Here is a 17,275-nt window from a genome sequence, read left to right as displayed (position 1 = left end):
AAAGGTTTAAAATCCCGTTTGTGGGTACCTGTATGGCGAGTCTGAGTAAAATAGGAGGTGCAAAACGTATGTATGCTATTATTGAAACAGGTGGCAAGCAAATCAAAGTAGAAGAAGGACAAGAAATCTACGTTGAAAAAATTGCTGCAGACCAAGATGAAGCTGTTACATTTGAGAAAGTTCTTTTCGTAGGTGGAGATGATGTGAAAGTTGGAGCTCCTTATGTTGATGGGGCATCTGTAACTGCAAAAATTGCTAAACATGGACGTCAAAAGAAAGTGACTGTTTTCAAATATAAACCAAAAAAGAACTATCATCGTAAACAAGGTCATCGTCAACCTTATACAAAGTTAGTTATTGAGAAAATTAATGCTTAAAGGATTAGCCTATGATTCAAGTAACTGTATTTCGTGAAGGTGGACAAATTAAAGCATTTGAACTTTCAGGACATGCTGGAAGTGGTCCGTATGGATACGATTTAGTATGTGCTGGAGTATCTGCCGTTTCAATCGGTTGTGTAAATGCAGTTATGACTCTATGTGAAGTAGATCTTGTTATTGAGCAAGCCGGTGATGGTGGTTATCTTCATGTAACGATACCAGATTATATCTCCAAGCAAAAGATGGGGCAGGTACAATTGTTATTTGAAGGGATGCTAGTCTCACTAACTTCTATTGAACAAGAATATAATGAGTTTATTCATATTCAAACGAACTAAGGAGGTGCATGGTTATGCTACGTCTTGATCTTCAATTTTTCGCAACGAAAAAAGGGGCGGGTAGCACAAAAAACGGTCGTGATTCGGAAGCTAAACGACTAGGTTCCAAGCGAGCTGATGGTCAGTTTGTTACTGGTGGATCTATTCTTTATCGCCAACGTGGTACAAAAATTTACCCTGGTGTCAATGTTGGTCGCGGTGGAGATGATACACTATATGCAAAAGTTGACGGTGTTGTAAAATTCGAACGTTACGGTCGTGATCGCAAAAAAGTAAGTGTTTACCCTGTTGCAAAAGAAGCATAAGGAATAAAAACTCCAGCCACATGTTGGCTGGAGTTTTTTACACATGAAGAATTTAGCGTAAAAACCCATTCCATGTTATGAAAATTAGGTGTTACGCTTAGTATGATGAAGAAATTTTTCGTTGTGCTCAAAAGCTTAGCGCGAACACAGTTTTTTAAAAAAATCTTTCAATTTTTTAGAATAAATATAATTAATTCCTTGATGGAACGTTTTCTTCCAGCAGATGATGAATGAACTTTTGGAGTTTTTCTGTTATACTTTTTGACATGGTGGGAGGACGTTATATGAAAGCGGAAGATGTTGTTCAACTTATTCAACATTACCGGCATGATTTATTGAATCACTTACAAATTATTCATGGTTATGCTTCCATGGGAAACATCAACAAAGTAGAAGAAAAGGTAACAGAGATAATTTGTTCGTATGACGAAGAACGTAAATTAATGTACTTACAAGCAGTTGAATTTTTTATATGGGTGCTTGAATTTCCATACATGTATGAAGATTTACGATTAGAATACGATATACATACAGAAAAAAGCTCCATTGCTCGTTCAGATATACACATAACAAATCAATGTAAACAACTGATGCGACTTATTCAAGATATAAAAGATGAAGATGTTCTGGTAAATATTCAACTGAAAGTAAGTAATGAAATACATCACATGCTGAGGTTTTATTTAGCTGTTTATGGTTTGGAAAATAAGCAACAGCTAAAAACACAGCTTGAAAGAACAAGCTTTCCTTTTTCCATATCCTTAATAAATGAGGCAGACAGTATAGCATGTTCCTTTCTAGTTCCTTGTGATGAAAAGAGGTGAATGTATGTTTATAGATCAGGTTAGTGTCTATGTTAAAGGAGGAGATGGCGGTAATGGGTTAGTTGCTTACCGCCGTGAGAAATATGTTCCTAAAGGAGGACCAGCTGGTGGAGATGGCGGTAACGGTGCTGACGTTATCTTTCAAGTAGATGAAGGATTGAATACGCTAATGGATTTTCGATATAATCGTCATTTTAAAGGAAAACGTGGAGAAAATGGCATGAGTAAAAATCAACATGGAAAAAATGCTAGTCCATTAATCGTTTCTGTACCGCCGGGAACTACTGTCATAGATGAAGACACGAATGAAGTAATTGCTGATTTGACAACGCATGGTCAGCAAGCGGTTATCGCAAAAGGCGGACGTGGCGGTAGAGGTAATACTCGTTTTGCAACACCGAGAAATCCTGCTCCAGATATTGCAGAAAATGGCGAACCGGGACAGGAGCGAATGGTTAAGGTAGAACTAAAATTAATTGCTGATGTCGGATTAATCGGTTTCCCTAGTGTTGGAAAGTCAACTTTTCTATCGGTTGTGAGTGCTGCTAAACCAAAAATTGCGGATTATCATTTCACAACGCTTACGCCAAATCTTGGAGTTGTGGACACAAATGATCAGCGCAGTTTTGTAATGGCAGATTTACCTGGGTTAATTGAAGGCGCTCATGAAGGCATTGGATTAGGCTATCAGTTTTTACGCCATGTGGAAAGAACAAGGGTACTTGTTCATGTGATTGATATGGCAGCTATGGAAGGCAGAGACCCTTATGAAGATTTTGTGAAAATAAATCAGGAGTTAGAGAAGTATGATGAAAAGTTAATGAAACGTCCGCAAATCATTGCAGCCAACAAGATGGATATGCCGAGCGCAAAAGAGAATATTACGAAGTTCAAAGAAAAATTGCAAGGTAAATACCCAATATATGAAATATCCGCGCTAACAAAGGAAGGGCTTCGCGATATATTATTTGCTATTGCGGATAAGCTTGAGGAAATTCCAAAAGGGGCGATCGACGAAGATACAGAGGAAAAAGAAAAAGTAATTTACCGATACCATAAAGAAGAGACACCATTTACGATTACTAGAGATGATGATGGAGCTTATGTGTTAACAGGTCAAAAATTAGAAAAGCTGTTTAAGATGACTGACTTTAATCATGACCAAGCCGTGCAGCGCTTTGCTCGTCAGCTTAGAAGAATGGGTGTAGATGAAGCGCTGCGGAAACGCGGTGCAAAAGATGGGGACACAGTGCGGATTTTAGATTTTGAGTTTGAATTTATGGATTAGCGGTTAAGGATTATTTAAATAAAAAAGCGTCAGTTAACATGGGGTAGCAAATCGTCTTGGTTCGTTTCCAAGCGGTTTAGCTACTCGAACTATATGTTGTAAGAAAATTCATACTTCAGATAATGATTAAAAAAATAAGGGGGATATAGCAGTGGCAACAACGATTGGCTATTTAGGGCCAAAAGGAACATTTACAAAGTTAGCAGTAGATAAAGCATTTAACGGAGATAGAAAGCACAGTTTTGCTACCATACCGGAGTGTATTGATGCTGTAGAAGCAGAAAAAATAGATATTGGTGTTGTGCCGCTGGAAAATGCGATTGAGGGGACTGTACAATTAACTGTCGATTATTTAGTCCACCAAGTGCGGTTGCCCATCATGGCAGAAATTGTTGTACCAATCCAGCAACATCTTTTAGTTCATCCAGAATTCTCAGGTGAATTGGTTGATATTAAGGAGGTCCATTCTCATAGCCATGCTATCGCCCAATGTCATCAATTTATACATCAGTATTTACCGAACGCTTCCATTCATTATTCATCATCAACCGGAAAAGCAGCAGAAATGATTAGTGAACAAAAAGGACCGATTGCAGCGATTGGTAATCAGTTGGCTGCACATTTATATGAACTGAAGATGATACGAAAAAATATTCACGATTTTCCAAATAACCACACACGATTTGTCGTGTTGAGTAAGAATAAAGAGTGTGTGAACATAAATCATCCTGTACAATCTGAAAAAACAACTTTACTGATTACACTTCCAAGTGACTTTGCTGGAGCACTTCACCAAGTGTTATCTGCCTTTGCTTGGAGAAAAATGAACCTATCAAAAATTGAATCACGACCAATGAAAACAGGATTAGGCAATTATTTTTTTATTGTGGATGTAGATCAACCTTATGATGATGTTCTATTTCCCGGGGTGAAAGGGGAATTAGAAGCATTAGGATGTCAGGTTACAATCCTTGGAACGTATCCCGTCTATCAATTAGATAAGCTTTAAGAGAATGTTAAACAGATTGGTGCAAAAAACATAGCGGATTTGGTGAGAATCTGTAAAAAATTTTTAGCTTGAAGTTATCCAACGAAGTTAACATATATAACCCCAGTAAGGGCCGTACCTCTCTTTTCAAACATCTTGTACTAACTTTGACAATATTATGAGAAAAAACGATCCGAGTGAACAGGGAAAGCTTTAGTAGGAACACACGCATGCAGAAAAACTGTCCTTCTTTCTCCACGTTGTGGTCTTAGTTGACCTTAGGCTTTTTTATCTTTTTGACATGCACGTTAAGTATTGTAAATAAACGTCAAAAAGAAATATAACAGCTATTCCGTTTATATAGCTTGGCTGTGGACTTAAATTAATCAACATTTATTCTATCCTTGCATATGTTGGTATAGAGAAATTAGCCCAGATATGACAAGAGAGGAGTTTGATTAATTTTGAAGATACACATTGTACAAAAAGGGGACACTATGTGGGAAATAGCTCAACAATATGGTGTGGATTTTGAAGAACTAAAGCAATTGAATAGCCAAATTTCTAGTCCAGATATGATTATGCCGGGAATGAAAATTAAAATACCAGGTTCATCAAAAGCTGTGAAGCAAAAACAACAAATGAAACCGAAAGAAAAGCCGATGCACCCGTATAAAGAAATGAAAACAAAGCCGATGCCAGTGATTAAAGAAGATGACAAGAAAAAACCAAAAATGCCAAAACAAAAAATGCCAATGCCATCTATGCCGGCAATGCCTGTTCAACCCATTATGCAGATGCCAGTGATGGAGCAGGAATTTCAAAACTACACAACAATTAATTTTCCGCAAATGCCAGCAAAACCCGAGCATAAAGTGAAGCATGTCAAAAAGGAAAAGCCAAAAAAAGAAAAGGTTAAGGAGAAACCAATGCCGAAACCAATGCCAATGCCACACGTACCTATGGTGCCGCTATGCTGCTATGTAATGGACCCTTGTTACCCGCAGATTCCTTTTCAAATGATGGCGCCTTTACCATGTCATAGTGTAGGAATGTATCCAATGCCGCATTACGATCATCATGGACATCACCATCACCATCACCATATGCATCACGGGTCGCATGACCATCATTATGAGCACCACCATGACTATGGTTCTCATGTCGATTATCATGGTAGTATGATGGATTGGGACGATGACTGCGGGTGTGATGACACGATGCATTGGGGTTCACCGTCAATGTATCGTAGCCAAGAAGAAGAAGCTTCTGCACAACCGGTTGGATATGAGTGGCAAACACCAACCCATATGTATCCACCATTTGCTTATGGGGCAACCTATCCAATGCCACCTGGCTTTACATCCTCGTCTCATTCAAATAGTGAGCAACAATCAGATAATGAACAAGAAAGTGAATAGGTTGTTGAAAAGAGACGAAATGATCCTCGTCTCTTTTTCTATCACTTATAAAGAACAAAAGCGTAACGTTTATTTAGCGACGTACAAACTGGAGAACTCTGACGGACCTTGACAAAATCATGAAAAAGCAGCTTCCCTTTATCCTATTTTAATATTGATCTCGGACAACCATTTTTCAATTTCTAGTATTTAATGTTAAAATAAATATTAATAAAAAATCGCCATTTAACGAAATTTTAATCATGTAATTACTGTGGAAAAAACTACTAACTGAGATGAGGAGCGATAGCATGAAACAAGAAGTAGATGAAATCGTTAGTTGGTTACAAACCCAAGTGGAAAAAACAGGTGTAAATGGATTAATGGTAGGTATTAGTGGGGGGATTGATTCTGCAGTTGTTGCTGCTTTAATCAAACGAGCATGTCCTGATCATTCACTAGGTGTTATTATGCCGATTAATACGAGTGATGCAACGATGCAAGATGCGAAAGCTGTTGCTGATGCAACGGGTATTGATTATATGACGATTGACTTAACAGAAGTACATGCTAGCATGTATCAAATGATTAAAACCGAATTAGAAAATAAACATGTATACGAGGAACAAAATACACAATTAGCACAAGCCAACTTACGTGCAAGGCTACGAATGAGTACTTTATATACGATAGCAACAAATTATAATTATCTTGTTGTCGGTACAGATAATGCTGCTGAATGGTATACAGGCTATTTTACAAAATATGGTGATGGCGGTGTTGATATCTTACCAATTGTGGAATTTACAAAGGGAGAAGTAAGAAAAATGGCAGCGTATTTAGATATACCATCATCTGTTAGAACTAAACAGCCTAGTGCAGATCTTTGGGAAGGGCAAAGTGATGAGCAAGAAATGGGTATAAGCTATGCAACAATAGATGCTTACTTGAAAGGAAAAGCTATACCAAAAGAAGATCAAGAAAAAATTGAAGCGATGCATAAACGTTCTGCTCATAAGCGAGAAGCATTACCGCATTTTTCACGAAAAAATTAAAAATTGCCTTATATTTACTGTGTAAAAATACCTCTCTTATCCAAACTATTCATAAAGGGAGGTATTATTTATGCGGATAAAATTAGGATTCATCATTCTTATGCTTGGCGCAGCAACAGCTTGTACAAATGAGCCAACAGACAAAGCTGAAAATGACAATCAGCAGTCTACGCAACCGATTCATTATGAAACAGATCAAGAGAAAAGAGAGCGTCTAGGTACCCTTGCGGAAAACGATAAAAAGGAATATCCACAACGTGAACAGAAAAAAGGAACGGATGCCAATTTTAAAACTGGTTACTCTGACCCTTTTACAAATGAAGAAGCTGAAATGATAACCCGTGCATTAAAAAATAAAACACAAATTGTACAAGCACAAGTGGCAGCAACGGAAGACCGAATTATCGTAGGTGTCATGTTAAAAGATGATGTAAGACAGGACATTGGGAATGAAATTAAGCAAGAGGTTAAGAAACTTGTTCCAAATTCGAATAAAGAAATAATAGTCTATACCGATGAAGAACATTGGAATAAAATGAAAAATTTAGACAACAGATTGAAGCCAAAATATAACGGCGAAAAATTGGAGGAATTTCTCACTCCGTAAGACAGTATGTTTTAAAATTAAATATAATTTTCTGATAATGAAATATGGCATTTCAAACACATCCTTCATGAAATGCCAACCACACATAAATTACCTGAATTTTTGTCTAAAGTTTTACGTGTCCGATTACTTTAAAGCACTTCTATGCACTAACTCTTTAAGAATTAGACTTTTTTTGATATAGTAATAAAGGAAATTTCTAGAGAGGAGAATGTCCTCATGGCTGGTCATTCTAAATGGAAAAATATTCAAAGAAGGAAAAATGCACAAGACGCAAAAAAAGGAAAAATCTTTATGCGCCATGCAAAAGACATTTATACTGCTGCTAAGCAGGGAGGCGGTGATATGACAACAAATCCGAGCCTTCGTTTAGCTGTTGAAAAAGCAAAGGCAGATAATATGCCAAATGATAATATAGATAGAGCAATTAAGAAGGCAATAGGGACACTAGATGGCGTTAGCTATGAAGAGCTTACCTATGAAGGATACGGTCCTGGTGGTGTAGCTGTTATCGTTCACGTATTAACAGATAATAAAAATAGAACTGCAGCGGATATTCGGCATGCATTTAAGAAAAACAATGGGAACTTAGGAGAAAATGGTAGTGTCTCCTTTATGTTTGATCGGCGCGGCTATATTGTAATAACCGATGAAAATCATACCATAGATGAAGATGAATTAACTTTGGAAGCACTAGAAGCAGGTGCCGAAGATATTCAGCCTCAAGACGGTGCTTATGAAATATTCACTGCTCCTGAAGAATTAGCAGCAGTTGTTGACCACTTAAAATCAGCAGGTTACGAGATTGCCGACTCAGAGATCACACTAATACCACAAACAACGACTACTGTATCAGAGAACGATGTAGAAAAAATGTTAAAATTAATTGAAACACTAGAAGAAAATGAAGATGTACAAGACATACATCATAATCTTGAGTTGACGGATTAATGCTCTTAACTTCTATTTCTTTACGAAGAAATAGAAGTTTATTCATTTATGACTACTTATGATAAAATAAATGAATGAGGCAAAGGAGCAGATGAGATGATAGCTTATATTAGAGGAATGCTTACATATATACAAAGTGATACGATTATAGTTGATGTAGAAGGGGTTGGTTATGAAATTATTTGTCCCAATCCGTATGCATTTCAAGCTTTGGAAAATGAGAAAGTATTTGTTTACACCTACTTGCATGTACGTGAAGACGCCCAGTTGCTATATGGCTTTAAAACGGAAGAAGAAAAATATTTATTTACTAAATTAATCTCCGTATCGGGAATCGGTCCAAAAGGCGCTCTTGCAATTATGGCTAGTATTGATGTTGCAGAATTTGTAGCAGCAATAGAACGAGAAGATGAGGCGTTTTTAAAAAGTTTTCCTGGCATCGGTAAGAAAACAGCGAGACAAATTATTCTTGATCTAAAAGGAAAATTAGCTTTAGCTGTTCCATGCGTTCAAGATGGACAAGTGGAAGAAGCAGGCTCAATGAACCAGGTAACGTTAAAAGAAGCGCAAGAAGCATTAAAAGCGTTAGGCTACACCGACAGAGAGATTAAAAGTGTTGTACCGAAACTACAATCAGACGCATCATTAAATACAGATCAATTAATACGTAAAGCACTTAGTTTACTCATGAAAAAATAGGAAAGGGGGGACTATAAATGGAAGAACGGATGGTAACTGGTGAGCTTCAAGCAGAGGATGCTTCCGCTGAGCTCAGCTTACGGCCAACAACATTGAATCAATATATTGGTCAACATAAGGTGAAAGAGAATTTAAACATCTTTATCCAAGCAGCCAAAATGCGTGAAGAACCATTAGATCATGTTCTCCTATACGGACCTCCAGGATTAGGAAAAACAACGTTGGCAGCTATTATTGCCAATGAGATGGGAGTGCAGTTTCGTTCAACTTCAGGTCCTGCAATTGAAAGGGCAGGCGATTTAGCGGCTATTCTTTCTTCACTTGAACCAGGTGATGTGCTGTTTATTGATGAGATACATCGCCTTCCAAGGGCAGTGGAAGAAGTATTATACCCGGCTATGGAGGATTTCTATCTTGATATTGTAATTGGGACAGGCCCTAGTGCTAGATCCGTTCGAATTGATTTACCGCCCTTTACATTAGTTGGAGCTACAACAAGAGCAGGACTTTTATCTGCACCGTTACGCGACCGTTTTGGTGTCTTGAGTAGGCTTGATTTTTATAATGCAGAGGATCTATGTATGATCATTGAACGCACGGCAGATATTTTTAACACAGCTATTACAAAAAAAGCCGCCATAGAAGTTGCTCGTCGGTCCAGAGGAACCCCAAGAATTGCCAACCGTTTATTGAAACGAATTCGTGATATATCACAGGTAAAAGGAGAAAACGAAATTAGTCTGACTACGACAAATGAAGCATTAGAAATGTTGCAAGTCGATAAACATGGTTTGGATCATCTTGATCATAAGTTATTAAAAACAATGATTACGAACTTCCAAGGTGGGCCGGTTGGTTTAGATACAATCGCTGCTACAATCGGTGAGGAATCACAAACGATTGAGGATGTCTATGAACCGTATTTATTGCAAATAGGTTTTATTCAACGAACTCCTCGAGGGAGAATAGTAACTACACAAGCTTATGAACATTTTGGATGGAAGGATTTGGGTGACGATGAATCTAGGTAAATTATTTATTTTATTAGGATTCGTTTTCCTTATCATCGGCATTCTATGGAGCTTTATCGGAAAATTACCTGGAGATATAACATGGAAAAAAGGAAATGTTGTATTTCATTTTCCCATTGTTACATCTATTGTAGTCAGTCTGATTCTAACAATCCTATTTTACATTCTTGGAAAGTTTCGCTAAACAAGTAAGGAGATTCATGATGAATATTGAAGAATTTGATTTTGATTTACCAGAAGAATTAATTGCACAAACTCCATTAAAGGAACGATCATCCTCAAAGCTACTCGTATTAAACAAACAAAAAGGTTCCATCGAACATCGACATTTTACCGATATTAAAAAATACTTAAAAAAAGGGGATTGTCTTGTATTGAATGATACTCGTGTTCTCCCTGCAAGATTACACGGAGTGAAAGAGGAAACCGGTGCACGGATAGAAATTTTGCTATTACATCAAGTAGAAGGGGATAATTGGGAGGTCCTCGCTAAACCTGCTAAAAAAGTAAAAGAGGGAACCGTTATCAAGTTCGGAGATGGGCGATTACAAGCAACGTGTATTAAAATAAAGGATCATGGCGGTCGCATCGTTCAATTTGCTTATGATGGGATTTTTTATGAGGTACTGGATAAACTGGGTGAAATGCCATTACCTCCTTATATTAAAGAGCAGTTACCTGAAAGAGAACGATATCAAACGGTTTATGCTAAAGAGGAAGGGTCGGCAGCTGCACCAACTGCAGGACTTCATTTTACAAATAAGCTATTGGACGAATTAAAAGAAATAGGAGTCATCATTACCTTTATTACATTACATGTCGGTTTAGGTACGTTTCGTCCGGTAAGTGCAGATACGATTGAAGAACATGAGATGCATGCGGAATTTTATCATATGAGTAGTGAAACAGCTCGAACTCTAAACCGCGTAAAGCAAAATAAGGGCAGAATTATTTCTGTGGGAACGACCTCGACACGAACATTAGAAACAATTGCTCGTGATCAAGATGGAAAATTTGTCGAAGCAAGTGGATGGACAGATATTTTTATCTACCCCCCTTATCAATTTAAAGCAATTGATGGCTTGATCACAAACTTCCATCTGCCGAAATCCACATTAATTATGCTAATTAGTGCATTTGCTGGGAAAGATATGGTCATGAAAGCTTATAAAGAAGCAGTAGAACAGCGGTATCGCTTCTTTAGTTTTGGGGATGCCATGATGATTTTACCCTCTTAAATAAAAATAGCAGAAATAAATGGACAATCTATAGATAAAAGGAAGCGTGGTTTATGATACCAATTACTTATGAGTTAATAAAAACATGTAAACAAACCGGTGCCAGGCTTGGACGGGTACACACACCACATGGATCATTTGATACACCAGCATTTATGCCAGTAGGCACGCTGGCGACAGTGAAAACAATGAGTCCAGAGGAATTAAAGGAAATCGGAGCAAATATCATTTTGTCAAATACGTACCATCTTTGGCTTCGACCTGGAGAAGATATTATTAAAGAGGCTGGTGGTCTACATCAGTTTATGAACTGGGATGGTGCAATACTTACTGATTCTGGTGGTTTTCAAGTTTTTAGCCTTAGTGAAATGCGAGAAATTACAGAAGAAGGGGTGCATTTTCGCAATCATTTAAATGGAGAGAAACTATTTTTGTCACCAGAAAAAGCGACGAATATCCAAAATGCTCTAGGGTCAGATATTATGATGGCATTTGATGAATGTCCGCCATATCCGGCAGATCATCAATATATGAGAGATTCCGTAGAACGAACATCGAGATGGGCTGAGAGGTGTTTAAATGCTCATCAAAGAAAGGAAGAACAAGGCTTATTTGGTATTATTCAAGGTGGGGAATATGAGGATTTACGGAAGCAAAGCACTAGCGATCTTGTGTCCTTAGACTTTCCTGGATACGCAATAGGAGGACTCTCCGTTGGTGAACCAAAGGAAGTGATGAATCATGTACTTGAATTTACCACACCATTAATGCCAACCAATAAACCTAGATATTTAATGGGAGTTGGCTCACCGGATTCATTAATAGATGGTGCAATTCGAGGTATAGATATGTTTGACTGTGTTCTTCCTACGAGAATTGCCAGAAATGGGACTTGCATGACTTCAAATGGCCGATTAGTGGTAAGAAACGCAAAGTATGCACGTGATTTTTCTCCAATTGATGAAAATTGTGATTGTCATGTGTGTAATAATTATACAAGAGCTTATATCCGCCATTTAATTAAATGTAATGAAACGTTTGGATTTAGACTTACTACTTATCATAACCTATATTTTCTGTTAAAATTAATGGAGCAAGTACGAATAGCTATTAGCGAAGATCGTCTTGGCTCATTTAGGGAAGAATTCTTTGAGCAGTACGGATTTAATAAACCGAACGCAAAGAATTTCTAGCTTATGGAAGGGAGGAATAGTATTATGGAAATGTTAGCATCATTACTGCCATTAATTTTGATGTTTGTGCTTTTGTATTTCATCCTTATTCGCCCGCAGCAAAAGCGACAAAAGCAAGTAAGACAAATGCAAGCAGACTTGCAAAAAGGAGATACAGTTATTACGATTGGCGGTTTCCACGGTGTGATTCATGCTATGGATGAAGACACAGTCGTTATTCAAGCAGGTGATGGATCGAAGCTGACATATGATCGTTCTGCGATTCGTGAAGTTAAACAACAGTAAAAAGTTTTTCGCGCTATCGGAGTAAGCAATAGACTAAAGTCTGTTGCTTCTACCACGCGAATGGAAAGACGCTACATAAAAAAACAACACAGAGAGATTTCCTCCTGTGTTGTTTTTTGTCTCGGTAAAAAGTAAAAGAAAGCAATAAATAAAATAAAATCTAGATATAAATTTTATTTTATTCTAGGAAGAACCTATATCTGTTTTCCTATGAGGATATCTTTTTTGAAAATAGCTCCGTCGTCTAACTTAAGCACTCGAGCGACTAGCAAACTTCGATCTTCTTCCTACGATAAGTCAATATCGGCTTGAATCTAAAGGAAGGCCGACTAAAAGCGGGCTTGTCGTTCAGTTGTCGGCAATATCCCAGTTGAGGATGTTTTCTTTATCTCGTCAGAAGTTCTCCAGTTTGTCCGTCTCTAGATGAACGGCTTTTCGTTTCGTTTTTTTCGAATTTAGTTGTCATTTATTGGCCCACCACTAAGATTAACGCCTATTGTACCGCCAAATAAAGCCACTGCAATGTAACCAAGGTGGTGTAAACTTTGTTCCAGTGAAAAACCTTGCTGATAACCTAAGTACTGCACGGAGAAAATAAATAATGTGAAACCTGCTCCAGTGAGTGTACCAACGATCCACCCTTTTGCTCTTCCCTTAGCTCCTGCTACGAATCCTCCAAGAAATAGAGAGATAAGACCAATAACAAAGGTGACCCATGATAAAGCGGGATCACTAAACGTAGTAAACCGAAGCAATAGAGTTAAAACAAAGCTCGCCACCATTATTAAACCTAAAACAACAATCCATCCATATAATAACGCAATCCAATGTCTTTTTTGCAATTCACTGAACCCCCTTTTAAGATTGTCCACTTACTTCATTCTATTCATTAGGAGAAATAATAGAAGAAAATATTTTCTTTTTTTATCACATATAGTGAAGTAAGCCATATAAAATAAAGCTCCCGCGTGAAAGTAGGTATGAAATGGAAATTGTAATTGCTTCACTAATTTTTATTTGCTGTTATTTTTTTATTATGACTGAACGGATAAATCGAGCAGTGATAACATTGACAGGTGGAGTCCTATTATTATTAACAGGTATCTATTCTACAGAGCAAATGTTACTCCACTATATTGATTGGAAAACAATTGCTTTATTGTTCTCCATGATGGTATTGATAGCAATTACAGAGAAAACAGGCTTATTCTCTTATATTGCTATCCGTTTTGCTCAACGGGTAAAAGGAAAACCTATACCCCTATTAATAGGAGCGGGTATATTAACAGGGGTAGGTTCCGCTTTATTAGACAATGTAACCACCGTTTTAATATTTGTTCCAGTAATGCTTAAAATAACAAAGTTATTAAAGTTGCCTGCTTTTCCTTACCTTTTGGTTATTATTTTTAGTTCTAATATTGGGGGAGCTGCAACATTGATTGGCGACCCGCCCAATATTATGATTGGACAAGCCGTTGAACATTTCACTTTCTCTTCTTTCTTAGTCCATATGGCTCCTATTGCCAGTATTATGTTTGGTATTATGTTGCTGTTTGTATGGATATTGTTTCGTAAATCATTCCAACAAGCAAAAAGAGATCATACAGAATTGCTAGAAATAGAGGCGACAGTTTATTTGAAAAAGACACCGATGCTTTATCAATCAGTAGCTGTGCTCTCTTTTACAATTATTGGTTTTATCTTACATGCTTTTTTGCATATAGAATTAACAACCGTTGCCCTGTCAGGTGCGATTTTATTGTTGCTGTTAACTGAAAAAGAATTACAAACAGAACGAATTTTTGCAAATGTAGAGTGGGTAACATTATTTTTCTTTATTGGTTTGTTTGCATTAGTTGGCGGTTTGGAAGAGGTAGGAGTTATTGAAGAACTAGCTCGAGCAATTGTTGTTATAACGGATGGCGACTATGTGAAAACGGCAATCTTAATCTTATGGATATCCGGGTTGCTTTCCGGTATTGTTGATAACATTCCGTTTGTTGCTGCCATGATTCCAGTTATTCAAGAGTTTGAAAGCTACGGGATGATTTATTTGGATCCAATATGGTGGGCGTTGGCAATAGGCGCTTGCTTAGGAGGGAATGCAACGTTGATTGGCGCTTCTGCAAATGTGGTAGTAGCAGGATTGGCAGAAGGTGCAAAACAAAAAATTCCTTTTATTCGTTTTTTGCTTTATGGCCTGCCGCTTGTTATTATTTCTTTAATCGTTTGTACGCTCTATATCTATACAAGGTATTTAGTTCCATACACCTGGTAAATGTAAAAGAATGCCTCCGTTTTTTTGATAGGTTAATCTGTTTTTTCCTTAGGAGGAGCTATTTATGTCCAATAAGTTTTACTCAAGTCAGTTTAAGTATAAAGTGTTATTGGCACATAGGCTATTGAATAAAAGAATTATGTACAAAATTGTATTTCACACAGTATGTCTCGAGTCAGGAATACATATAGAATCCTTTTGTGCGAAACTCAAAGCGAGAATTATTATTTAAACAAATGTGATACATTTGACTGAACTCTATAAAACGATCAATGATGACATAACTTTTTATAATCATGATAGATCCCAAGAAAAAGTAAACGAGGCTGGGATATAACTAAAACAGCTGATTAAAAAACGAACAATAAATTGTCTTTGTACTATAGTAAAGTATAAAATTTTTATGGTTTACCCCGCATGTAAGGTGCCGTAAGACTCTCACTTCAAAATCTTGAGTTGATACAAAAGGTCTAAGTGGGAGAAAACGGCACCTAAATGCCCGATTCGTTCAAGGGCCTTTAGGTCATACCCTTGTGGTACTAACATTTCTTGGGAAAAGCATTCCAAGAAATGAAGTTTCACTTTATCGTATAAGAAAAACTATGGCATTTGCTAAAGACTTGGCGACAAGCCAATTTTTTCTAAACACAAACAAACCGAACAATTATAAATGAATTGTTCGGTTTTGCTATTTAGTATTTGCTTATGCCAGTCTCGTTATTATAACCCCTGTCTACTTGATTAGAGAGGCAGTTCATTTTAGTGTGTTAGTTGGCTACAACTGGGCGATTAAGTTCTAAACGATCGGATCGTTTCGCCTTTTCGATAGGTTCTGGGACTAGACAAGTTGCATCCTACCTATAGGTCACCCATTTTTGCAAAAAAGGGATTTGTTTTAGCTCTTCTTTCGTGATAAAACGAAGTAAGAACAGAAATAGAATATAAATAAACACGAGGAGACCTAATAAAATGATAAACAGAATAAGTCCTGCATTTGTTTGCTCATAGATTCCTTTAATTAATTGGCCAGTCCCCCAAGTCAAGAGAATGAGCGCAATCATTTTTAGGATGTCCTTAAATGGTATACCGAAGCCAATAGATTTATACAGTGAAGCTAGATGAAGAAGAGTGATCAAGACAACACTTAAGGAAATCGCAATTGCAACACCCATAATTCCAAAGTTTGGGTTAGACGCAAGAAAAACTAAGGCTCCAAGCTTACAAAATGCCCCGATTAGACTGTTCCACATAGCGGCTTTGGCCAAGTCCAATGCTTGTAAAGCTGCTTGTAAAGGAGATTGAATATAAAGTAAAATGAAAAATGGAGCCATTAACAAAACAAATTTACTCGCTTCAGCTGTTCCATACATATATGTTAAAATAGGTACGGAAAATAAAGATAGAACAATGGTAGCTATTGCTCCGGAAGCGAAAGATATACGAATGGATTGATGGATGCGATAATGAATCAATTGTGTGTTTTTCGTTGCTTCTGCCTCAGAAATCGAAGGGACTAATGCAATAGACAACGAATTTGTAATGAAAGTTGGTAGAAATAATAAAGGCAGCACATAACCGGTTAATTCTCCATACTGTTTCGTTGCTAAAGTGCTCGATACTCCCGCTATTGCCAAACTTTGAGCTACCAAAATCGGTTCCAGAAAATGAGAAATTGAAGCTATAAATCGACTGCCCGTACTAGGTAGAGCAATGGAAAAAAGTTCCCGGACGGTGTCTTTGCTGGCTGATAAATAGGAGAAAAAACGTGTGCGCAATTTAATTCGTTTCTTTCGTTTAAACATTTGCAGCATGTATAATAAAGACATTAACTCTCCTATGATAATACTGAACATTGCGCCAGCAGCTGCAAATTCGAGACCATACGGTAAAAGCAGTTTTACAAAAAAAGCTACACAGGTGATGCGGACAATTTGTTCAATGACTTGGGCATAGCTTTGCGGTTTCATATTTTGTTTTCCTTGAAAGTAACCACGTAGTACGGATGAAATCGCAATAATTGGGATGATTGGGCTAATGGCTAAAAGAGGATATAATGTTCGTTCATCTGTTAGTAATCTCGTGGCGACAAAGGGTGTAGCTATAACCATTAATACCGTAAATACGATACTTGATAATCCGGTAATAACGAGTGATACAATTAATATTTGCTTAATTTTTGCATAGTCCGTTCTTGCTTGCGCTTCTGCAATTCGTTTAGAGATAGCCACTGGTAAACCGAGTTGGGTTAAGGTGATAACAAGAAAGAAGGTTGGAAGTGCCATCATATAGAGACCAACACCTTCTTCGCCAATCAGACGAGCAACAACAATCCGGTTAATAAAACCGAGAAATCGAGTAATCATACCTGCTGCTATTAAAATAAGAGTCCCTTGTAAAAATGTTTGTCTGGTCATT

The 17,275-nt window shown here is 37.3% G+C and carries 19 protein-coding genes and 1 other annotated feature (1 of these 20 running past the window's edge); of the genes, 17 read left to right on the top strand and 2 right to left on the bottom strand.

The genetic code is table 11. The features are described from left to right. Positions 1 to 53, top strand: a sequence feature (ribosomal protein L21 leader region) (it extends 21 nt beyond the left edge of the window). A 15-nt stretch (positions 54 to 68) separates the two neighbouring features. From rplU to yajC, 16 genes are all read left to right on the top strand, one after another. After that, positions 69 to 377, top strand: coding sequence for a 50S ribosomal protein L21 (rplU, locus tag JNUCC74_RS11005; RefSeq protein ID WP_077321128.1), 309 nt, complete (start codon positions 69 to 71; stop codon positions 375 to 377). 11 nt (positions 378 to 388) lie between these two features. Further along, on the top strand, positions 389 to 718 hold the full coding sequence (locus tag JNUCC74_RS11000) for a ribosomal-processing cysteine protease Prp (RefSeq protein WP_454065378.1): 330 nt from the start codon (positions 389 to 391) through the stop codon (positions 716 to 718). A gap of 14 nt (positions 719 to 732) precedes the next feature. Beyond that, positions 733 to 1,023, top strand: a complete 291-nt coding sequence (gene rpmA / locus JNUCC74_RS10995; RefSeq protein WP_077321124.1) for a 50S ribosomal protein L27 — start codon at positions 733 to 735, stop codon at positions 1,021 to 1,023. 284 nt (positions 1,024 to 1,307) lie between these two features. Further along, positions 1,308 to 1,847, top strand: a complete 540-nt coding sequence (locus JNUCC74_RS10990; RefSeq protein ID WP_454065377.1) for a Spo0B domain-containing protein — start codon at positions 1,308 to 1,310, stop codon at positions 1,845 to 1,847. 4 nt (positions 1,848 to 1,851) lie between these two features. Then, entirely contained in the window at positions 1,852 to 3,135 is a 1,284-nt protein-coding gene (gene obgE / locus JNUCC74_RS10985) for a GTPase ObgE (RefSeq protein ID WP_454065376.1), read from the top strand. A gap of 151 nt (positions 3,136 to 3,286) precedes the next feature. Then, the gene (gene pheA, locus JNUCC74_RS10980; protein WP_454065375.1) at positions 3,287 to 4,144 is read left to right on the top strand and encodes a prephenate dehydratase; all 858 of its coding nucleotides are present in this window, start codon (positions 3,287 to 3,289) and stop codon (positions 4,142 to 4,144) included. A 443-nt stretch (positions 4,145 to 4,587) separates the two neighbouring features. Next, the gene (safA, locus tag JNUCC74_RS10975) at positions 4,588 to 5,544 is read left to right on the top strand and encodes a SafA/ExsA family spore coat assembly protein (protein ID WP_454065374.1); all 957 of its coding nucleotides are present in this window, start codon (positions 4,588 to 4,590) and stop codon (positions 5,542 to 5,544) included. Between the two features lie 290 nt (positions 5,545 to 5,834). After that, complete coding sequence (nadE, locus tag JNUCC74_RS10970) at positions 5,835 to 6,578, top strand: NAD(+) synthase (protein ID WP_454065373.1); 744 nt, start codon at positions 5,835 to 5,837, stop codon at positions 6,576 to 6,578. A 70-nt stretch (positions 6,579 to 6,648) separates the two neighbouring features. Next, positions 6,649 to 7,185 carry a YhcN/YlaJ family sporulation lipoprotein gene (locus tag JNUCC74_RS10965; protein WP_454065372.1) on the top strand — a complete coding sequence of 179 codons (537 nt, stop codon included), beginning with the start codon at positions 6,649 to 6,651 and terminating at the stop codon, positions 7,183 to 7,185. Between the two features lie 219 nt (positions 7,186 to 7,404). Further along, on the top strand, positions 7,405 to 8,136 hold the full coding sequence (locus JNUCC74_RS10960; RefSeq protein ID WP_454065371.1) for a YebC/PmpR family DNA-binding transcriptional regulator: 732 nt from the start codon (positions 7,405 to 7,407) through the stop codon (positions 8,134 to 8,136). A 96-nt stretch (positions 8,137 to 8,232) separates the two neighbouring features. After that, a complete protein-coding gene (gene ruvA / locus JNUCC74_RS10955) occupies positions 8,233 to 8,835 on the top strand; it encodes a Holliday junction branch migration protein RuvA (protein ID WP_454065370.1) in 603 nt (200 codons plus the stop codon). Positions 8,836 to 8,852: 17 nt separating this feature from the next. Beyond that, positions 8,853 to 9,866: a Holliday junction branch migration DNA helicase RuvB gene (gene ruvB, locus JNUCC74_RS10950; RefSeq protein WP_454065369.1), complete on the top strand. Its 1,014-nt coding sequence runs from the start codon at positions 8,853 to 8,855 to the stop codon at positions 9,864 to 9,866. Beyond that, positions 9,853 to 10,050 (top strand): DUF2905 domain-containing protein, encoded by a 198-nt coding sequence (locus JNUCC74_RS10945; protein WP_454067881.1) that lies wholly within the window; start codon positions 9,853 to 9,855, stop codon positions 10,048 to 10,050. Before ruvB ends, JNUCC74_RS10945 begins: the two co-directional genes overlap by 14 nt. A gap of 19 nt (positions 10,051 to 10,069) precedes the next feature. Continuing rightward, positions 10,070 to 11,104 carry a tRNA preQ1(34) S-adenosylmethionine ribosyltransferase-isomerase QueA gene (queA, locus tag JNUCC74_RS10940; protein ID WP_454065368.1) on the top strand — a complete coding sequence of 345 codons (1,035 nt, stop codon included), beginning with the start codon at positions 10,070 to 10,072 and terminating at the stop codon, positions 11,102 to 11,104. A 53-nt stretch (positions 11,105 to 11,157) separates the two neighbouring features. Continuing rightward, a complete protein-coding gene (gene tgt, locus JNUCC74_RS10935) occupies positions 11,158 to 12,297 on the top strand; it encodes a tRNA guanosine(34) transglycosylase Tgt (protein WP_454065367.1) in 1,140 nt (379 codons plus the stop codon). A gap of 24 nt (positions 12,298 to 12,321) precedes the next feature. Further along, entirely contained in the window at positions 12,322 to 12,582 is a 261-nt protein-coding gene (yajC, locus tag JNUCC74_RS10930) for a preprotein translocase subunit YajC (protein WP_077321098.1), read from the top strand. 455 nt (positions 12,583 to 13,037) lie between these two features. Here yajC and JNUCC74_RS10925 read toward each other — a convergent pair whose 3' ends face one another. Next, positions 13,038 to 13,424: a TIGR04086 family membrane protein gene (locus JNUCC74_RS10925; protein ID WP_077321096.1), complete on the bottom strand. Its 387-nt coding sequence runs from the start codon at positions 13,422 to 13,424 to the stop codon at positions 13,038 to 13,040. A 143-nt stretch (positions 13,425 to 13,567) separates the two neighbouring features. On the opposite strand from JNUCC74_RS10925, the gene JNUCC74_RS10920 reads away from it, so the two are divergent. Next, positions 13,568 to 14,860 carry an ArsB/NhaD family transporter gene (locus JNUCC74_RS10920; RefSeq protein ID WP_454065366.1) on the top strand — a complete coding sequence of 431 codons (1,293 nt, stop codon included), beginning with the start codon at positions 13,568 to 13,570 and terminating at the stop codon, positions 14,858 to 14,860. Positions 14,861 to 15,714: 854 nt separating this feature from the next. Here the strand turns inward: JNUCC74_RS10920 and spoVB are convergent. Beyond that, entirely contained in the window at positions 15,715 to 17,274 is a 1,560-nt protein-coding gene (gene spoVB, locus JNUCC74_RS10915; RefSeq protein ID WP_454065365.1) for a stage V sporulation protein B, read from the bottom strand. Position 17,275: the final 1 nt, after the last annotated feature.

Source organism: Cerasibacillus sp. JNUCC 74, assembly GCF_053667775.1.
The sequence above is the reverse complement of the archived record's forward strand: the minus strand, read 5'-3'. Positions and strand labels throughout refer to the sequence as shown.

Coding starts and splice junctions, on each gene's coding strand:
- rplU (WP_077321128.1), top strand. CDS start 69: ATGTATGCTATTATTGAAACAGGTGGCAAGCAAATCAAAGTAGAAGAA.
- JNUCC74_RS11000 (WP_454065378.1), top strand. CDS start 389: ATGATTCAAGTAACTGTATTTCGTGAAGGTGGACAAATTAAAGCATTT.
- rpmA (WP_077321124.1), top strand. CDS start 733: ATGCTACGTCTTGATCTTCAATTTTTCGCAACGAAAAAAGGGGCGGGT.
- JNUCC74_RS10990 (WP_454065377.1), top strand. CDS start 1,308: ATGAAAGCGGAAGATGTTGTTCAACTTATTCAACATTACCGGCATGAT.
- obgE (WP_454065376.1), top strand. CDS start 1,852: ATGTTTATAGATCAGGTTAGTGTCTATGTTAAAGGAGGAGATGGCGGT.
- nadE (WP_454065373.1), top strand. CDS start 5,835: ATGAAACAAGAAGTAGATGAAATCGTTAGTTGGTTACAAACCCAAGTG.
- JNUCC74_RS10965 (WP_454065372.1), top strand. CDS start 6,649: ATGCGGATAAAATTAGGATTCATCATTCTTATGCTTGGCGCAGCAACA.
- JNUCC74_RS10960 (WP_454065371.1), top strand. CDS start 7,405: ATGGCTGGTCATTCTAAATGGAAAAATATTCAAAGAAGGAAAAATGCA.
- ruvA (WP_454065370.1), top strand. CDS start 8,233: ATGATAGCTTATATTAGAGGAATGCTTACATATATACAAAGTGATACG.
- ruvB (WP_454065369.1), top strand. CDS start 8,853: ATGGAAGAACGGATGGTAACTGGTGAGCTTCAAGCAGAGGATGCTTCC.
- JNUCC74_RS10945 (WP_454067881.1), top strand. CDS start 9,853: ATGAATCTAGGTAAATTATTTATTTTATTAGGATTCGTTTTCCTTATC.
- queA (WP_454065368.1), top strand. CDS start 10,070: ATGAATATTGAAGAATTTGATTTTGATTTACCAGAAGAATTAATTGCA.
- tgt (WP_454065367.1), top strand. CDS start 11,158: ATGATACCAATTACTTATGAGTTAATAAAAACATGTAAACAAACCGGT.
- yajC (WP_077321098.1), top strand. CDS start 12,322: ATGGAAATGTTAGCATCATTACTGCCATTAATTTTGATGTTTGTGCTT.
- JNUCC74_RS10920 (WP_454065366.1), top strand. CDS start 13,568: ATGGAAATTGTAATTGCTTCACTAATTTTTATTTGCTGTTATTTTTTT.
- spoVB (WP_454065365.1), bottom strand. CDS start 17,274: ATGACCAGACAAACATTTTTACAAGGGACTCTTATTTTAATAGCAGCA.